Raw genomic sequence first — 16778 nt, 5'->3', positions numbered from 1 at the left:
GCACACACCGAGCCTTCCGCTTCCGCTGGCGAGCCCCCGCAGGGGCCGCCTCTCCGGCAACGTCGCCGTCCCGGATACGCAACTCCACCCCAGGGAGGCCACTTGCCGGAAGGATCGCGCATTCACCTAGAAAAAGCCGCGCGAGTCTGCTCGATCGAGCACCAAAAAAGCCGGGCCGAGGCTGACCACCGGTTCACCGCATATGGGCTGCCACCCTGCGGAGAAACCGGTCATCAGCCGTCGGACCGGCCAAGAAGCCACCTCTAAAATGCCGCGAAAGGGGTCTTCTATGTACTCACAAGGTACCAAGGGACTCAGCCGAATCAAGTCCTGGATCCAGGAACTCATGGCGCCGGCCGACTACCGAATCTGCGTCGAGCCCGACGAATTCGCCTTCCGGATGGGCTGGACCGTGACGAAAACCGGTTTCGGTTCCCGCCGCTACCGCGACCCGCGCTTCGACCAGCTCCACCTGCCACGCAAGGTGACCGAGGAGGTGTCCTAGATGCCGAGGAACCCGCGTAACCAGATCTTCCCCGCCAACGAGGACCTCCCGGCCGCCGGGGGCGGCGGGCCGCTGGTCAAGCTCTGGCGGGCCCGCGCCGAGCTGCTGCTGCTCGCCGGGCTGGCGCTGTTCACGCTGACCCTCCTGGGCGCCGCCCAGGAGGGCCGCTGGATGCCGTTCATCCTGCTGACCAGCGCCATCTCGGTGCCGGCCGCCACCAGGGCGGGCCGCAACTGGATCGCGGCCCACGTCTGGTGCGTCATCTCCCGGCACCGCCTGCGGCGGGTCTGCCTGGAGACCACTATGCACACCAGGGCCGGACGCATCCCGCTGGTGCTGTGGATCACGCCCACGGCCACCGGCGAGAAGGCGCTGATACTGGTCAGGGCGGGCATCAGCGCCGAGGAGTTCGAGGCCTACAGCGAGGAGATCGCCGCGGCCTGCTGGGCGCGCAGCGTCAACGTCTACCGGCACCGCACGCGGGCCCAGTTCCTGATCGTCGAGATCATCCGGCGCGACGAGGTGCCGGGGGCCCTCTCCCCCGGCCTGGAGCGCCTGTACGGCCGCCGATCGTGGATCTCCATGAGACCCGACCTCGAGGAGCCGCCCGATCTGCGTACCGAGGTGGCGCTTCCCCTGATGGGCCGATGAGACCTTCCTGAGAAGACCTGGGGAATCCGGGAAATTCCCCGGGGGGCGAAGCCCCGGAGACCGCGGGGGCTCCGGGGCTTCCCCGTCTACATCGACGCAAATCTTCGGCGAAAGAGCGCAGGGATGTTTCCGACATACCGGCTCTATACCGCCGATCCCTAGGTTGAGGCTACTTATCCGACCCAGCGATGATCGACTGGGCGCCTCGAAAGGGAGAATCTGAATTGCTGAGACGTAAGATCGGCACCCTGGCAGGGGGAGTCATCGCAGCGGCGGCGCTCATGGGTGGAGCCACCCCCGCCCTGGCATCTGCCGAGGTCTCCTCGGCAACCAGCGTCACGACCGCTTGCGGTATTTCCGTCTCGAAGTGGTATTCGGAGAAGCAGAGCCGTTACGTTGAGGTGAAGAACACCTGCACCACGTCCAAGACCTTCTGTGTGGACATCAACAACTGGCCCGATAAAGGCCCCTTCACCATCTCCGGCGCCGACCTCTACAAGTCGTTCCGATACGCCGGCACCGGAGCCCCTCGGGGCCGAGGAATCTACACGGCATCGGACTGCGGTCCTCTCTAGAGGGTGACAGGCCGCCTTCGGCGCCGCCGGCTCTGATCACCTTGCCGGTTCACCGTGAGGCCGGTTGGATCGACCGGCTTTCCTCCGCACGGGCCAGGCGGGCGCACCGAACCCTGGCCCGTGCCAGCAAGCGTGATCCGTATGAGGATGCGCACATACCGGACCGGTCCATGACGTGTCCCTCGCCGGCTTCGAGTCGCTCATCCCGGCGGCCTGAACACTCCGCAGAGCAGTGATCCGGGGCTTCCCCATGGGCGGGGGGCGCGCGAAGATGAGTTCAGCTGGCGAACTCAGGAGTCGTGATGACCTCGACCGTCCACCGGACCTGTCCCCTGTGCGAGGCCGTCTGCGGCCTGACCCTCACCCTCGACGCGGGCGGGCACGTCACCAGCGTCAGGGGCGACAAGGATGATCCGTTCAGCAAAGGGTTCATCTGCCCCAAGGGGGCCAGTCTGGGGCGGCTGGACGAGGATCCCGACCGGTTGCGCAAGCCGCTGATCAGGGAGGGCGAGCTGTGGCGCGAGGTCGGCTGGGACGAGGCGTTCGAGGCCGTCAGGGCGGGGCTCGAACGGGTCTCCGACCGCCGTTCCGTCGCCGTCTACCTGGGCAATCCGAGCGCCCACACCATGGCGGGCGCCCTGTACGGCGCGCCGCTGATCAAGGCGCTCGGCACCCGTAACGTCTTCTCCGCCAGCACCGCCGACCAGATGCCGAAGCACGTGGCCTGCGGGCTCATGTTCGGTCATCCGATGGCGATCCCGGTGCCCGACCTGGACCGGACCGACTATCTGCTGATGCTGGGCGCCAACCCGCTGGAGTCCAACGGCTCCCTGTGCACCGCGCCCGACTTCCCCGGGCGGCTCAAGGCGCTGCGCGGGCGCGGGGGGCGGCTCGTCGTGGTCGATCCGCGCCGCACCCGTACGGCCGCGCTGGCCGACGAGCACCTGTTCATCCGGCCGGGTACGGACGCCTACCTGCTGTTCGGCATCGTGCACACCCTGTTCGCCGAGGACCTGGCCAGGCCGCTGGCCGAGGTCAACGGGCTGGCCGAGGTGCGCGAGGCGGCCAAGCACTTCCCGCCGGAGAGCGTGGCCCGGCGCACCGGGGTGCCCGCCGAGGTGGTCGTACGGCTGGCCAGGGAGCTGGTGGCGGCGCGTACGGCCGCCGTGTACGCCAGGATCGGCACGTGCACGACCGAGTTCGGCACGCTGGCCCAGTGGCTGGTGGACGTCGTCAACGTGCTGACCGGCAATCTGGACCGTCCCGGTGGCTCGATGTTCCCCAAGTCCGCCACCGAGACCCGCGGGAGGCGGAGGCCGTACACGGTCGGCAGGTGGAGCAGCCGGGTCAGAGGGCTGCCCGAGGCCAACGGCGAGCTGCCGGTGGCGACGCTCGCCGACGAGATCGAGACGCCCGGTGACGGGCAGGTCAAGGTGCTGTTCACGGTCGCGGGCAACCCGGTGCTGTCCGCGCCCAACGGGGACCGGCTGGACGCGGCCTTCGGGCGGCTGGACTTCATGGTGAGCGTGGACCCGTACCTGAACGAGACCACGAAGCACGCGCACGTCATCCTGCCCCCGCCCCGCGTCCTGCAGTCGGGGCACTTCGACTTCGCCCTGCTCGGGTTCGCCGTGCGCAACTACGCGCGATACTCGCCGCCGCTGCTGCCGCTGGACGAGCGGCCGTCGGAGGCGCAGATCCTGGCCAGGCTGGCCATGATCGCCTCGGGGCTCGAAGGGGACCTCGACGCGTTCGTCATCGACGACACGCTGCGCAAGGCCACGCAGACGCCCGGCTCGGGGATCGAGGGGCGGGACGTGGCGGAGCTGCGCGAGCTGCTGGACGGCGAGTCGGGCGGCGAACGGCGGCTCGACCTCATGCTCAGGCTCGGCCCGTACGGCGAGTGGGCCGGCAAGGGGGACCTGTCGCTGCGCAAACTGCTCGACCATCCGCACGGCCTGGACCTGGGCGCGCTGGAGCCGCGGCTCGGCGAGGTGCTCAGGACGGCCTCGGGGCTGATCGAGCTGGCCCCGCCGCAGCTCATCGAGGACGTGGAGCGGCTGCGCGGCAAACTGGACGAGGAGCCGCCGGAGATGGTCCTGATCGGCCGGCGCCACCTGCGCTCCAACAACAGCTGGATGCACAACGTGGGCCCGCTGGTCGGCGGCAGCAACACGTGCACGCTGCAGATCAACCCGGCCGACGCGCGGCGGCTGGAGCTGGCCGGACAGGCCGTGGTGCGCTCGGCGAAGGGCCAGGTCACGGTGCCCGTCGAGCCCACCGACAGCATCATGCCCGGCGTGGTGAGCCTGCCCCACGGCTGGGGGCACGCGGGCAGCACGCAGAGCGTCGCGGCCGGGCACGCGGGCGTCAGCGCCAACGCGCTGACGGACGAAACCGCCCTTGACGTTCCAAGTGGTAACGCAGTGTTCAACGGAGTTCCGGTCACGATTTCACCAACCGGGGTGATCACCGCACAATAGGGTGTCGCGCGTGACTATCGCGCCAGAAGAGGACCGCCTGAACGCCCAGATCGCCTTCGCCGTCGAGATCGACAAGTTGAAGCGGGTCATCCGCCGCAACCATCTGATCGACGGCTCGCGGCGGGAGAACACCGCAGAGCACTCCTGGTACGTGGGCACGCTGGCGATGGTCTTCGGCGAGCATGCCCCACCCGGAACCGACCTGCAACGGGTGGTGGCCATGTTGTTGGTGCACGACCTGGTGGAGATCGACGCCGGTGACACCTTCATCTACGACCCGGTCGCGGTGGCCGCGCAGGCCGAGGTCGAGCGGGCCGCCGCCGACCGCATCTTCGGGCTGCTGCCGGGAGAGCAGGGGGCCTCGATGCGTGAGCTGTGGGCCGAGTTCGAGGACAGGACGACTCCGGAGGCGAGATTCGCCAAGGCGCTCGACCGTTTCGCCCCCATCTTGGCCAACCATCTCAACGAGGGCGGCACCTGGCCGCTGTTCAAGGTCACCGCCACGCAGGTGAAGGAGAAGGTGCGGATCATCCAGGAAGGTTCGCCCACACTGGGCGCGTACGCCCTGGAGCTGGTCGAACTCTCCGTGGCCAGGGGACACCTGCCCGAGTGATCCCCACATGGCCGGGGTAGGGGACTTGTCGTGAAAGAGACAGTACGAGCGAGACGTCGGCAGTTGCGGGGTTTCGCCGGGCCGGTCGCCATCGCCGATCGGCTCGAGAAGTCGAAGGCCATGGACTCGCCGATCAGAGGACTCGCCAAGGCCGTGCGCCGGCGGCTGCGTCAGGGCCGCCTGCGTGACGTGCTGCACGGCGTGCCCCTCGGGGAGCCCGTGCATCCGCCGCTGGCGACGGTCTCCCTGGGCTGCTGGCTCTCCACGGCCGTGCTGGACCTGGCCGACGCCGATCCGCGCGCCTCCCGCCTGCTGCTGGCCACCGGCCTGATCAACGCGCTGCCTACGGCGGCGGCGGGGCTCACGGACTGGTCCTCACTCCATCGCGAGCAGCAGCGGGTGGGTTTCGTCCACATGCTGGCGAACGCGGCCGCGCTCGGCCTGTTCTCCGCGTCCCTGCTGGCGCGCCTGCGCGGGCACGAGCGGCCGGGCCGGATGATGTCGTACGCGGGCCTGGCCGTCGGCGGGCTCGGCGCCTACCTCGGCGGGCACCTGGCCCATCGCCAGGCGGCCGGCGCCAACCACGCGCCGCAGGTGACGCACCTGGTGCCGCTGGGCTGGCACGACCTGTGCCCGCTCAAGGACCTGCCCGACGGGCGGCCCGTGGCCAGGCGGCTCGGCTACATCCAGCTCTTCGTGCTGCGCCAGGGCGAGGGCGTGACCGTGCTGGCCGATCGCTGCCCGCATCTGGCGGGCCCGCTGCACCAGGGCAGGCTCGTGATGGAGGACGGCGAGGCGTGCGTGGTCTGCCCGTGGCACAGCAGCACGTTCCGGCTGTCCGACGGCTCGGTCAGGCACGGGCCCGCGACCGCGCCGGCGCCGGTGTTCGAGACGCGGATCAGGAGGGACGGCACCATCCAGGTGCGGCCGGGGTTGACCTGAAGTTTGGTTGAGGTCCTACGGTCGCTGTCATGAGCAAGATTCTGGTGACCGGCGCGACCGGCAATGTCGGCAGTCATGTGGTGTCCCAGCTCGCCGGGGCTGGACTGGAGGTGCGGGCGTTCGCCAGGCACCCAGAGCGGGTGCGGGCGGCCGTGGAGGTCGTCCAGGGCGACCTGTACGACCCCGCGACGCTGGAGCCGGCGCTGAAGGACGTGGAGAGCGTGTTCCTGCTCTGGCCCGGCTTCACCACCGGTAACGCCGCCGAGGTGGTCGCGGCCGTGGCCCGGCACGCGCGCCGGGTCGTTTACCTGTCCGCGCAGGCGGGCGACGGAGGCGAGGCCCCGTCGCACTACGCGGAGATCGAGGAGCTGATCCGGCGCTCCGGCCTCGGGTGGACGTTCCTGCGGCCGGGCGGGTTCGCGGCCAACACGCTGGGCTGGGCCGGGCAGATCAGGCAGGGCGTGGTGCGCTGGCCGTACGGGGAGGCGTCCAGGGCGCTGATCCACGAGCGGGACATCGCGTCCGTGGCCGTGCACGTGCTCACCTCGGCCGGGCACAACGGGGCCGCGTACGCGCTCACCGGCCCGGAGGAGCTGACCCAGGCCGAGCAGGCGCGGGTGATCGGCGAGGTGACCGGGCGCGAGGTGCGCTGGGAGGAGCAGCCGGTCGAGGAGGCGCGCGAGCGGCTCATGGCGGCGTGGGGGGAGCCGGCGTTCGTGGAGAGCGCGCTGACGACCTGGGAGAGCTTCGTGACGCGGCCGGAGCGGGCCACGGACACGGTGCGGCGGCTGCTCGGCCGGCCCGCGCTCACCTTCCGCCGGTGGGCGGAGGACCACGCGGCCGACTTCGCCTGACCCGGGACCTCGTCGCGGCCGGCCTGCGCCCCCGCCGGACCTGTCGGCGTCCGGCCGGCGCCCCCGCCGGACCTGTCGGCGTCCGGCCGGCGCCCCCACTGGACCTGTCGGCGTCCGACCGGCGACTGGCCTGCGGCTTCCTCGCCGGCCCGCTTCAGTCGCCCGCGTCCGAGGAGTCGGCGGGGTGTTCGACGAGGGCAAGGATGCGGCTGGACATGAACCGGGCCGTACGCACCGGTGTGCCGGTGCGGGTCACCTCGCTCACCTCCACGAGCCCCCGCCGGTTGGCCACCTCGACCCGCCGCCCGGCGCGGGTGGCCGTGATCTCGTACGTGCGGGGTGACGAGCCTCCCGCGTCGATGACGATCTCCACCCGGTCACCTTTCATGACCAAGTTATACCCATCCCGACTTATCCGTACACCAGTACGATAATCGCCATAAGTCCCACGAAAACGATGATCGCCCGCAGCACCCGCGCCGGGATCCGCCGCCCCACCCTCGCCCCCAGGAACCCGCCGGCGATCGCGCCCAGCGCCACCCCGGCCACGGCCGCCCAGTCCACCTCCGCCACCACCACGAACAGCAGCGCGGCCACCCCGTTGACGATCAGCGCCAGCACGTTCTTGGCCGCGTTCACCCGCTGCAGGCCGTCGTCGAGGAAGATGCCGAGCAGCCCGATCAGCAGCACGCCCTGCGCGGCCCCGAAGTAGCCGCCGTAGATCCCCGAGGCCAGCACGCCCACCCACAGCGCCGCACCGCCGTGCGCGCGGGGCTCCTCGCGCCGCGCGGCCACCCACGCGTTCAGCCTGGGCTGCGTCATGACGAGCACGCAGGCCACCGCGATCAGCACCACCACCACGAACTCGAACACGTCGGGATCGAGGAACAGCAGCAGGATCCCGCCGATCAGCGCCCCGAGCGCGGAGGCAGCGCCCAGGCGCAGGAGGCGGTCACGCTGGCCGCTGAGCTCGGCGCGGTAGCCGTACGCGGCGGTGTAGGAGCCGGGGACCAGGCCGATCGTGTTGGAGACGTTGGCGGTGACCGGATCGACGCCGAGCGCCACCAGCGTCGGGAACGTGATCAGCGAGCCCGACCCCACCACCGCGTTGATGGCGCCGGCCACCAGACCGGCGGCGCAGATCGCGGCCAGTTCCCACCCAGTCACGCACAACCCCCGCTCGGACCGCAGCCGCGTCGAAAGGCCCGGTCAAGGCCGCGGCGGCAGTCCGTTCGGCAGGGTTCTCACCGGGTGTCCTGGTCTTTCGGGGGAGTGAAGAGGCCGCCAAGGTTCTCCAGGACCTTGCCCATCTCGGATGGGACGATCCAGATTTTATTGGCGTCGCCCTTGGCGATCTCCGGCAGGGTCTGCAGATACTGGTAGGCCAGCAGATGCTGGTCCGGATTGCCCTCGTGAATGGCCTTGAAGACCATGCCGATCGCGTCCGCCTGACCCTTGGCCCGCATCGCCTGGGCCTCCGCCTCCGCCTGCGCGCGCAGCACGGCCGCCTCCGCCTCGCCGCGCGCCCGCAGCACCGACGCCTGCTTCTCGCCCTCGGCCGCCAGGATCGCCGCCTGGCGCTGTCCCTCGGCGGTCAGCACGGCGGCGCGCTTGTCGCGGTCGGCGCGCATCTGCTTCTCCATCGAGTCCTGGATGGAGGCGGGCGGGTCGATGGCCTTGAGCTCAACCCGGTTGACCCGGATGCCCCACTTGCCGGTCGCCTCGTCCAGCACGCCGCGCAGAGCCGTGTTGATGTCCTCCCTGGAGGTCAGCGTGCGCTCCAGGTCCATGCCGCCGACCACGTTGCGCAGCGTGGTGACCGTGAGCTGCTCGACGCCGGTCAGGAAGTTCGCGATCTCGTACGTGGCCGCCTTCGGATTGGTGACCTGGAAGTAGATGACGGTGTCGATGGACACCACCAGGTTGTCGGAGGTGATCACCGGCTGCGGCGGGAACGACACCACCTGTTCCCTGAGGTCGATCAGGTCCTTGATCCGGTCGATGAACGGCACCACCAGGTTGAGCCCCGGGGTCAGCGTGCGGTGATAACGCCCGAGACGCTCGATGATGGCGGCCGTGGCCTGCGGGATGATGCGAATCGTGCGGGCCACTCCGAAGCCCACCGCCGCGACCACGACGATGGCGACGACGAGCTGTTCGACGGACATGGCGACGCTCCGGAGCCGAGAAAACAGACTCCGTAGATCCTATGGCGTTTCAGGTTTGGGCGTCTTTTATCGTCATAAATGGTGATCTAGTGAGCTCGCGCGTACCAGCGGCCCTCGGCGCTGCGCTCCAGCGAGAGCGGCACCCCGAACGTCTCGGAGAGCGTGTCAGAGGTCATGACGGTGTCGAGCGGCCCCTGGGCCACCACCGAGCCGTGCCGCAGCAGCAGACCGTGGGTGAACCCGGCCGGCACCTCCTCCACGTGATGCGTCACCAGCACCAGCGTCGGCGAGCGGTAGTCGCCGGCCAGCACCGACAGGCGGCGCACCAGGTCTTCCCTGCCGCCCAGGTCGAGCCCGGCGGCCGGCTCGTCGAGCAGGAGCATCTCGGGGTCGGGCATGAGCGCCCGCGCGATCTGCACCCGCTTGCGCTCACCCTCGGACAGGGTGCCGAAGCGCCGCCTGATCAGATGGGCCGCGCCCAGCATGTCGATCAGCTCGACGGCCCTGGTGACGTCGTTGGAGTCGTATTCCTCGGTCCAGCGGCCCATGATCCCGTACGAGGCCGTCAGCACGAGGTCGATGACCTTCTCCTCCGGCGGGATGCGCTCGGCCAGCGCGGCGCTCGCCAGCCCGATCCTGGGCCGCAGGTCGAACACGTCAGCCTGCCCCAGCCGCTCGCCCAGCACCTCGACCACGCCCTCACTCGGATAGAGCAACGTGGCCGCGACCTGCAGCAACGTGGTCTTGCCCGCACCGTTGGGACCGATGACGACCCAGCGCTCGTCCGCGTTGACCGTCCAGTCGATGCCGCGCAGCAGGGCCGCTCCGTCGCGCCTGACGGCGACGTCCTGGAGCCGCAGCACCTGACCACCCATCCCCGATACCTCCTTAGGAGTCACCCTCGGGACAAACCTATTGCAGGGCGAGCGCTTATCGTGGATCGGTGCGCCCTGAATCGACTGTCTGCCCATCCCTGGTCGCCTGGGGCAACGCGTGGTTGTCCGGTCACGTCGGCCTCGACGAGGCGGCTGACCACGTAGAAGCCGCCGGCGGACCCGTCGTCGCCGGCGACGTCCCCTTGCGTAAATACCTCGCAAACCTGCGCGGCGGCGGCCTGCGCGAGGTGCGGCTGGCCCTGCCCGCTCCCGGTGACCCGCTCGGGTTGTCGGGACCGGCGGCGTTCAACTCCGCCGCCGTCGACGCCGGCCAGGCCGCCATCGCCGTGCTCGGCGACCGCAACCTCGGGCTCGTGCCGGTGCCCGACCTGCGCGGGTCGTCGTACGTCGGCGTGCGCCTGGAGATCCACGACGCCGGGCCCGTACGCCATGACCTGCCCACGCTGTCGGAGGCCGAGCGGGAGCTGTCCGACGCGATCCGGGCCGCCACCGAGGCCCTGACCTCGGTCGACGGGCCCGCCCAGGACCGGCCTGAACGGGCGCCGCGCGGCGGTGAGCTCGCGCCCGGCTATCCCGGCCGGGCTCACCGGGTCTCCGCCCTGGCCACCCGGCTGGCCGCCGTGCTGCGCCTGGCCGACGAGCGCGGCCTCACCTCGGGACAGGTCGCCGCGCGGGCGACCGCGCTGCGCGAGCTCGACCGGGCGGTACGCCGCGCGCTGGTGGCGGCCCACCACGCGATCTTCGAACCGGTCAGAAACCATTGACGCGCTCCCCAGCCTGAAGGCCGGGGGTTGCGCCTGTGCCGCGCGTGCGGCACTTCTGACAGCTTCCTGTTTCCCTGGGTCCTGCCCTCCGCCAGGCGGCGGGTCTCACGGTCCCTCCGCAGGCGTCAGCCTCTCCGCCCGTCCGGCGGCGAGGATGTCGATCGCCGCGTCGTCATCCCCGGTCGCTCGCTCAGGCGAGGCCGTGGCGGACGGCGTAGAGGGCGGCCTGGGTGCGGTCCTGGACGCCCAGCTTCATCAGCACGTTGGAGACGTGAGTCTTGACCGTCTTCTCCGCCACGGCCAGGCTGCGCGCGATCTCCCTGTTGGACCGCCCGGCCGCGATGAGCGCCAGCACCTCGCGCTCGCGCTCGGTCAGCGGCACCGGCGCGGGGGCCGCGCCGCCGCCTCTGGACGACAACATCGCCTCGGCCGCCTCGGGGGCGAGCAGCACCTGCCCGCCGTGCACGGCCCGCACGGCCTGGACGAGCGCGGGCGGGTCGACGTCCTTGTAGAGGAACCCGGCCGCCCCGGCGCGCATCGCCGGCCCCACGTCGGACGGGTCGCTCACCGAGGTCAGCACCACGATCCTGGTCGTGGCGCCGCTCAGCCGCTCCAGCGCGCCGAGCCCGTCGAGCACCGGCATCCTCAGGTCGAGCAGCAGCACGTCGGGCGCCAGCTCCGCCACCAGCTCGACGGCCTGGGCCCCGTCGCCGGCCTCGCCGACCACGGTGATGTCGTCCTGGAGATCGAGGAACGTCCGCAGCCCCTGCCGCACCACCGGATGGTCGTCGGCGATCAGCACCCGGATCATCCGCTCACCCCCACCGGACGATCCTCGGCGATCAGCACCCGAATCATCCGTCCACCTCCACCGGGACGGTCCTCGGCGGCCGGATCCCAGATCATCCGCCCACCTCCACCCGGACGGTGGTGCCCGTGCCCGGGGCCGACTCGACCGTCATGACGCCCCCCATGGACTCCGCCCTGTCGCGCATCGACGCGAGCCCGAGCCCGCGCGACTCCCCCTGCTCGAACCCCTTGCCGTCGTCGCACACGACCAGCGTCAGCCTGCCGTCCGCGTAGGACAGGCCGACGGAGACCCGCTCGGCGCCGGAGTGGCGCAGCGCGTTGTGCAGCGCCTCCTGGGCCACCCGCAGCACCGCCACCTCCACCTCGGGGTCGAGCGGCGGCAGCTCGGCGCACTCGAACGTGACCACGGCCGGATGGAGCCGGTCGAGCATGCGCACGTGCTTGCGCAGCGTCTCAGGCAGCCCGTGCCGGTCGAGCTCGGCCGGGCGCAACTCGACGATCACCGCCCGCAGCTCCGACAGCGCCTCGCCGGCCAGCCGCTGGACGCGGTCGAGCTCGGCGGCGGCCTTGTCGGGCGCCTTGCCGATCAGGTCACCGGCGGCCTGCGCGGAGAGCCGGAGCGAGAACAGCTTCTGGGTGACCGCGTCGTGCAGCTCTCTGGCGACCCTGTTGCGCTCCTCCATCATGGCCAGCTCGCGCCCGCGCTCGTAGAGCGTGGCGTTGATCAGCGCGATCGAGGCGTGCGCGGCGAACAGCGTGAGCAGCTCCTCGTCGGCCTGCGTGAACCCGCCGCCCGAGCGCTTGTTGGCCAGGAAGATGATGCCGAGCACCCGATCGCGGTCACGGATCGGCATGCCGAGGAAGTCGCGCATCACCGGATGAGCCTTCGGCCACCACTCGAACCTCGGATCGCTGCGCAGGTCGGGCAGCCTCACGGGCGCGCCCTCGCGGAGCATCGCGCCGAGCATGCCGTGCTGCCTGGGCAGCGGGCCGATCGCCTCCCACTGCTTGTCGGTCAGGCCCTCGGCGACGAACTCGGCGAACGACCCGTCGTCGTCGGGCACGCCGAGCGCGGCGTAGCGGGCGTCGAGCAGGCGCTGCGCCGAGCGGACGATGACCTGCAGCACCTCGCGGACCGACAGGTGACGGGTGACCGCGAGCACCGCGGAGCTCACCGCCTGAAGGATCTCGTCCCGGTCTGAGGTCACGGCCCCACTCTATGGTCCGGCACCGACAGGACCACGGGTCCCTGGACCTAGGACGATGTGCCGAGGACGTCGCGGGCCCACAGCCCGATGTGCCGCGTTCCTCGCGTTCCTACCGTCGGTTCCATGCCGAACACGACGAACACCGCACTCATCACCGGAGCCTCCCGCGGGCTCGGCCTCGCGCTGGCGCGGTCCCTGGCGGCCGCGGGCTGGAACCTCGTCCTCACCGCCCGCGGAGCCGCCGAGCTGGAGCGGGTCGCCGCCGAACTGGGCGCCACCGCGCTGCCCGGAGACGTCACCGACCCGGAGCACGTGCGGCGGCTGGCCAGGGCGGCGCCCGAGCTGAACCTGCTGGTCAACAACGCCAGCGACCTGGGCGTGACGCCGCTGCCGCCGCTCGCCGGATATCCGCTGGAGGCGTTCAGGGTGCTGCTGGAGACGAACGTCACCGCGCCGCTCGCCCTCATCCAGGCCACGCTGCCCGCGCTCCGCGCGGCCGGCGGCTCGATCGTGAACGTCACCTCGGACGCCGCCACGGGCGCCTACGAGGGCTGGGGCGGCTACGGCGCCACCAAGGCCGCGCTGGAGCAGCTGTCCAACGTGCTGGCGGCCGAGGAGCCTGACGTGCGCGTCTGGTGGGTCGACCCGGGCGAGATGAACACCCGCATGCTGGCCGACGCCGTGGGCCGGGAGGAGGCGGCCGGCGCGGCCGACCCGGCCAAGGTGGCCGCCGCGCTGTCCGGCCTGGTGGGCTCCCGCCCGACGAGCGGCAGGGTGAGCCTGCAATGACCGCCTCGCTGGACTTCCTGCTGCCGCCCGGCCTGTCGGCCACCGAACCGCCCGAGGCCAGGGGCATGGCCAGGGACGCGGTGCGGCTGATGGTCTCGCGCGGCGACGCCGAGCCGGGCCACCACCACTTCAGCGACCTGCCGCGGCTGCTGGAGCCGGGCGACCTGATCGTGGTGAACAACTCGGCGACCCTGCCCGCGGCCGTCCGGCTGGACCGCCTGGCCGTGCACTTCTCCACCGCGAGGAACGACGGGACGTGGCTGGTGGAGCTGCGCCGGCGTACCTCGAAGGCGTCGGAGCCGTACGCGGGGGGCGAGCCGGGCGAGTGGCTGCCGCTGCCGGGGCGGGCCACGCTGCGGCTGATCGAGCGGGAGACGCCGCGGCTGTGGCGGGCGGAGCTCGACCGGGACGTGCAGGCGTACCTGCGGGTGCACGGCACGCCGATCCGCTACTCGTACGTGGAGCGGGACTGGCCGATCGAGGCGTACCAGACCGTGTTCGCTACCGTGCCGGGGAGCGCGGAGATGCCGAGCGCGGCCAGGCCGTTCACCGCCGAGCTGGTGACGGCGCTGGTGGCGCGCGGGGTCGGCATCGCGCCGATCACACTGCACACCGGGGTGGCCTCGCCGGAGAAGGACGAGCCGCCCTACGCGGAGCGGTACGAGGTGCCCGCGTCCACCGCCCGGCTGGTCAACCTGACCAGGGCGAACGGCGGGCGAGTGGTGGCGGCGGGGACGACCGTCGTGCGGGCGCTGGAGACGGCCGCGGGGGCCGACGGCCTGGTCTCGGCCGCCGCGGGCTGGACCAGGCACGTGGTGACGCCGGAAGGCGGTGTACGGGCTGTCACGGGGTTGATCACGGGGTTGCACGAGCCGCGCTCCAGTCATCTGCTCATGCTGACCGCCATCGCGGGGCGGCCGGCGCTGGCCCGCGCGTACGAGGCGGCGTTGCGTGAGGGATATCTGTGGCACGAGTTCGGCGACACACACCTGATACTGAAGTAACTGGCTTTACATAGATTTTGCATTCGTGATAGGAAAAGCCGACATTCACGGGGGCTTAGTCTGTCGCGTCCCCGCATTCCTCTCACAACGGAGACGTTGAATGCGTAACTCGGTAACCAAGGTCGCCTCGCTCGGTTTACTTGCGGGCGTCCTGCTCCTCCCGGCGGTTCCGGCCGCCGCGAACACGACCGCGGCCGGCACCGCCGCGGTCTCGGCGTCCGTCCTGGACGATCCGTTCAACGTCTTCAAGGTGTCGGTCAAGGCACCGAAGAAGGCGAAGGCCGGGGGTAAAGTCACGTATCAGGTCAAGGCGCTCAACACGGGGCCGTACATCGCGGACGCCTGGTTCCTCGGCGGTCAGTTCCCCAAGGGCGTCGATCTGAAGCGGGTCACCTACCGCAGCAGTGTCAAGAAGACCCAGTGCTTCTCCGAGGGCCGGGCGTTCCTGTGTTTCGCGCCGAAGGCGCTGAAGAAGGGCGAGTCCGTCTCGTTCTCCTTCTACACGAAGCTCACGAAGAAGGCGAAGGGCACCCAGACCGCGGCGCTCGGCGTCATCTCCTATGACGTCCAGACCGGCATGGAGAACCTGAGCAAGGAAGAGCTGGATCGCCTCGGCATCCCGGCTCACGGCTACCTGAAGACGGTCAAGACCAAGATCGTCCGCTAGTTCCCGCACCCTGCGCCCGCGCCCGAATGCCCAACCTGCTTCACGAGCATCGGACCGGGCGCAGTACCGTGGCTGGATGTGGACCAGCGCACCCTCCTGATCACACTGACCGGCCCTGACCGCCCGGGCGTCACTTCGCGGCTTTTCTCGGTTCTGTCGAGATTTCCGGTGGCCGTGGCGGACATCGAGCAGGTCGTCATCCGAGGCAGACTCACGTTGGGCGTGCTCGTGGCGTACACGGGCGGCCCCTCGACCGGAACCGGCACCACCCTCGGCGCGATGTGGACCGCCGTCGAGCGGGTGGCGGAAGACCTCGGCATGGAGGTGGAGCTCTCCACCGGATCGACGGCCAAGGAGGCGCGCCGCCGCGGCCGGCTGTCGGTCAGCGTGCTCGGCGCCACCCTCCAGCCGGCCGCCATCGCGGGCATCGCCGGCCGCATCGCCGCCGCCGGCGCCAACATCGACCGCATCGAGCGCCTCGCCCAGTGGCCCGTCACCTGCATCGAGCTGTCCGTCTCCGGCGCCGACCCCGACGCGCTGCGCGTGGAGCTGGCCGCCGAGGCCGCCGCGCAGGAGGTCGACGTCGCCGTGCAGCGCACCGGCCTGTCCCGCCGGGCCAAGCGCCTCATCGTCATGGACGTCGACTCGACCCTCATCCAGGGCGAGGTCATCGAGCTGCTCGCGGCGCACGCCGGCTGCCTGGAGGAGGTCGCCCGGGTCACCGAGGAGGCCATGCGCGGCGAGCTCGACTTCGCCGAGTCCCTGCGCCGCCGGGTGGCGTTGCTCGAAGGGCTGCCGGCCGAGGTGTTCGAGCACGTGCGCAAGGAGGTCGTGCTCACCCCCGGCGCGCGTACGCTCGTCCGCACGCTCAAGCGGCTCGACTACCGCTTCGCCATCGTCAGCGGCGGCTTCACCCAGATCACCGACGGGCTGGTCGACGAGCTCGGCATCGACTACTCGGCGGCGAACGTGCTGGAGGTCGTCGACGGCCGGCTGACCGGGCGCGTCGTCGGCGAGATCGTGGACCGGCCGGGCAAGGCGCGGGCGCTGGAGCGGTTCGCGCGCGAGGCGCGGCTGCCGATCTCGCAGACGGTGGCCATCGGCGACGGCGCCAACGACCTGGACATGATCGCGCGGGCCGGGCTGGGCATCGCGTTCAACGCCAAGCCCGTCGTCCGTCAGGCGGCCGACACCGCCGTCAACACGCCCTACCTCGACTCGATCCTCTACCTGCTGGGCATCTCACGGGACGAGGTCGAGGCGGCCGACGCCGAGGACGGCGCGCTGACCGGCTCCTAGCGCTCCTCGGCGTCTCAGCGCTCCTCGGGGTCCTCAGGTCAGTGGTCCTTGAGGTCTCAGTGGTCCTTGAGGTCAGTGCTCCTTGGGGTCCCAGTGGGAGATCAGGCGGCCCTCGCCCGGGTGCAGCTCCTCCCACGGCGACTCCACCCCGATCACCGCGTACGCCCCCGGCCGGAACGCGTAGTCGCCCGCCGCCAGCGCCAGGGCCAGCTCGTGCACGCCCGGGTTGTGCCCGCACAGCACCACCGTGCCCAGGCCGGGATCGGCGCGGCGGACCAGCTCCAGCAGCTCCTCCGGGTACGCCTCGTAGATGTCGCGCTCGTAGCTGATCTCCGCGCCGGGGAAGGCCAGCTCGGCGGTGCGCCTGGTCCTCAGCGCCGGCGAGCAGAGCACCACGTCGGGGTCGAGGCCGGCCGCCCTGAGCTCGTCGCCCACCCGCCTGGCGTCCCGCTCGCCGCGGTCGGTCAGCGGGCGTTCGCGGTCGGCCAGGCCGGGCACCTGGGCGGCCTTGGCGTGACGCAGCACGATCAGAGTACGCACGAGGTCATCC

At 71.0% G+C, this 16778-nt stretch carries 19 protein-coding genes; 12 read left to right on the top strand and 7 right to left on the bottom strand.

What is annotated here, in order from left to right; all coding sequences use genetic code 11:
- Positions 1-289 precede the first annotated feature (289 nt).
- The 7 genes from B0I32_RS56690 to B0I32_RS31845 all read left to right on the top strand — a co-directional run bounded on the left by B0I32_RS56690 (position 290) and on the right by B0I32_RS31845 (position 6623).
- A complete protein-coding gene (locus B0I32_RS56690; protein WP_146178377.1) occupies positions 290-505 on the top strand; it encodes a hypothetical protein in 216 nt (71 codons plus the stop codon).
- Entirely contained in the window at positions 506-1156 is a 651-nt protein-coding gene (locus B0I32_RS31865) for a hypothetical protein (RefSeq protein ID WP_106246088.1), read from the top strand.
- A 188-nt stretch (positions 1157-1344) separates the two neighbouring features.
- Positions 1345-1731, top strand: coding sequence for a hypothetical protein (locus tag B0I32_RS56685; RefSeq protein WP_146178376.1), 387 nt, complete (start codon positions 1345-1347; stop codon positions 1729-1731).
- Positions 1732-2033: 302 nt separating this feature from the next.
- Positions 2034-4214, top strand: a complete 2181-nt coding sequence (locus B0I32_RS31860; RefSeq protein ID WP_106246086.1) for a molybdopterin-dependent oxidoreductase — start codon at positions 2034-2036, stop codon at positions 4212-4214.
- A 1-nt stretch (position 4215) separates the two neighbouring features.
- On the top strand, positions 4216-4827 hold the full coding sequence (locus B0I32_RS31855) for an HD domain-containing protein (RefSeq protein ID WP_106246084.1): 612 nt from the start codon (positions 4216-4218) through the stop codon (positions 4825-4827).
- 30 nt (positions 4828-4857) lie between these two features.
- On the top strand, positions 4858-5769 hold the full coding sequence (locus tag B0I32_RS31850; RefSeq protein ID WP_245956153.1) for a Rieske (2Fe-2S) protein: 912 nt from the start codon (positions 4858-4860) through the stop codon (positions 5767-5769).
- A gap of 29 nt (positions 5770-5798) precedes the next feature.
- A complete protein-coding gene (locus B0I32_RS31845) occupies positions 5799-6623 on the top strand; it encodes an NAD(P)H-binding protein (RefSeq protein ID WP_106246081.1) in 825 nt (274 codons plus the stop codon).
- 154 nt (positions 6624-6777) lie between these two features.
- On the opposite strand, the gene B0I32_RS31840 is transcribed toward B0I32_RS31845, so the two are convergent.
- The 4 genes from B0I32_RS31840 to B0I32_RS31825 all read right to left on the bottom strand — a co-directional run bounded on the left by B0I32_RS31840 (position 6778) and on the right by B0I32_RS31825 (position 9666).
- A complete protein-coding gene (locus tag B0I32_RS31840; protein WP_106246079.1) occupies positions 6778-7011 on the bottom strand; it encodes a hypothetical protein in 234 nt (77 codons plus the stop codon).
- 23 nt (positions 7012-7034) lie between these two features.
- Positions 7035-7790, bottom strand: a complete 756-nt coding sequence (locus tag B0I32_RS31835) for a sulfite exporter TauE/SafE family protein (RefSeq protein WP_106246078.1) — start codon at positions 7788-7790, stop codon at positions 7035-7037.
- A gap of 77 nt (positions 7791-7867) precedes the next feature.
- Complete coding sequence (locus B0I32_RS31830; RefSeq protein WP_106246076.1) at positions 7868-8791, bottom strand: SPFH domain-containing protein; 924 nt, start codon at positions 8789-8791, stop codon at positions 7868-7870.
- Between the two features lie 86 nt (positions 8792-8877).
- Positions 8878-9666, bottom strand: coding sequence for an ABC transporter ATP-binding protein (locus B0I32_RS31825; RefSeq protein ID WP_106246074.1), 789 nt, complete (start codon positions 9664-9666; stop codon positions 8878-8880).
- 68 nt (positions 9667-9734) lie between these two features.
- On the opposite strand from B0I32_RS31825, the gene B0I32_RS31820 reads away from it, so the two are divergent.
- Positions 9735-10451, top strand: coding sequence for a hypothetical protein (locus B0I32_RS31820; protein ID WP_181307986.1), 717 nt, complete (start codon positions 9735-9737; stop codon positions 10449-10451).
- Between the two features lie 190 nt (positions 10452-10641).
- On the opposite strand, the gene B0I32_RS31815 is transcribed toward B0I32_RS31820, so the two are convergent.
- A complete protein-coding gene (locus B0I32_RS31815; protein ID WP_106246073.1) occupies positions 10642-11262 on the bottom strand; it encodes a response regulator in 621 nt (206 codons plus the stop codon).
- A 91-nt stretch (positions 11263-11353) separates the two neighbouring features.
- Positions 11354-12469: a GAF domain-containing sensor histidine kinase gene (locus tag B0I32_RS31810; RefSeq protein WP_106246071.1), complete on the bottom strand. Its 1116-nt coding sequence runs from the start codon at positions 12467-12469 to the stop codon at positions 11354-11356.
- Positions 12470-12592: 123 nt separating this feature from the next.
- Here B0I32_RS31810 and B0I32_RS31805 point away from each other — a divergent pair, with 123 nt between their 5' ends.
- The 4 genes from B0I32_RS31805 to serB all read left to right on the top strand — a co-directional run bounded on the left by B0I32_RS31805 (position 12593) and on the right by serB (position 16228).
- The gene (locus tag B0I32_RS31805) at positions 12593-13258 is read left to right on the top strand and encodes an SDR family oxidoreductase (protein ID WP_106246070.1); all 666 of its coding nucleotides are present in this window, start codon (positions 12593-12595) and stop codon (positions 13256-13258) included.
- The gene (locus B0I32_RS31800) at positions 13255-14262 is read left to right on the top strand and encodes an S-adenosylmethionine:tRNA ribosyltransferase-isomerase (protein ID WP_106246068.1); all 1008 of its coding nucleotides are present in this window, start codon (positions 13255-13257) and stop codon (positions 14260-14262) included. The genes B0I32_RS31805 and B0I32_RS31800 overlap by 4 nt, the downstream gene beginning before the upstream one ends.
- Before the next feature lie 100 nt (positions 14263-14362).
- Positions 14363-14929, top strand: a complete 567-nt coding sequence (locus B0I32_RS31795; RefSeq protein WP_106246066.1) for a DUF11 domain-containing protein — start codon at positions 14363-14365, stop codon at positions 14927-14929.
- A 78-nt stretch (positions 14930-15007) separates the two neighbouring features.
- Complete coding sequence (gene serB / locus B0I32_RS31790; protein ID WP_181307985.1) at positions 15008-16228, top strand: phosphoserine phosphatase SerB; 1221 nt, start codon at positions 15008-15010, stop codon at positions 16226-16228.
- Positions 16229-16300: 72 nt separating this feature from the next.
- Here the strand turns inward: serB and B0I32_RS31785 are convergent, their stop codons facing one another.
- A complete protein-coding gene (locus tag B0I32_RS31785; RefSeq protein ID WP_245956152.1) occupies positions 16301-16768 on the bottom strand; it encodes a SixA phosphatase family protein in 468 nt (155 codons plus the stop codon).
- Between the last annotated feature and the right edge of the window lie 10 nt (positions 16769-16778).

The organism is Nonomuraea fuscirosea (assembly GCF_003001935.1).
GTDB lineage: Bacteria > Actinomycetota > Actinomycetes > Streptosporangiales > Streptosporangiaceae > Nonomuraea > Nonomuraea fuscirosea.
This window is presented reverse-complemented; position numbering and strand designations above follow the sequence as displayed.

Excerpts from the sequence above, each read along its gene's own strand:
- B0I32_RS31860 (WP_106246086.1), top strand. The coding sequence starts at position 2,034 with ATGACCTCGACCGTCCACCGGACCTGTCCCCTGTGCGAGGCCGTCTGC.
- B0I32_RS31845 (WP_106246081.1), top strand. The coding sequence starts at position 5,799 with ATGAGCAAGATTCTGGTGACCGGCGCGACCGGCAATGTCGGCAGTCAT.
- B0I32_RS31815 (WP_106246073.1), bottom strand. The coding sequence starts at position 11,262 with ATGATCCGGGTGCTGATCGCCGACGACCATCCGGTGGTGCGGCAGGGG.
- B0I32_RS31795 (WP_106246066.1), top strand. The coding sequence starts at position 14,363 with ATGCGTAACTCGGTAACCAAGGTCGCCTCGCTCGGTTTACTTGCGGGC.
- B0I32_RS56685 (WP_146178376.1), top strand. The coding sequence starts at position 1,345 with ATGATCGACTGGGCGCCTCGAAAGGGAGAATCTGAATTGCTGAGACGT.
- B0I32_RS31805 (WP_106246070.1), top strand. The coding sequence starts at position 12,593 with ATGCCGAACACGACGAACACCGCACTCATCACCGGAGCCTCCCGCGGG.
- B0I32_RS31830 (WP_106246076.1), bottom strand. The coding sequence starts at position 8,791 with ATGTCCGTCGAACAGCTCGTCGTCGCCATCGTCGTGGTCGCGGCGGTG.
- B0I32_RS31825 (WP_106246074.1), bottom strand. The coding sequence starts at position 9,666 with ATGGGTGGTCAGGTGCTGCGGCTCCAGGACGTCGCCGTCAGGCGCGAC.
- B0I32_RS56690 (WP_146178377.1), top strand. The coding sequence starts at position 290 with ATGTACTCACAAGGTACCAAGGGACTCAGCCGAATCAAGTCCTGGATC.
- B0I32_RS31840 (WP_106246079.1), bottom strand. The coding sequence starts at position 7,011 with ATGAAAGGTGACCGGGTGGAGATCGTCATCGACGCGGGAGGCTCGTCA.
- B0I32_RS31800 (WP_106246068.1), top strand. The coding sequence starts at position 13,255 with ATGACCGCCTCGCTGGACTTCCTGCTGCCGCCCGGCCTGTCGGCCACC.
- B0I32_RS31865 (WP_106246088.1), top strand. The coding sequence starts at position 506 with ATGCCGAGGAACCCGCGTAACCAGATCTTCCCCGCCAACGAGGACCTC.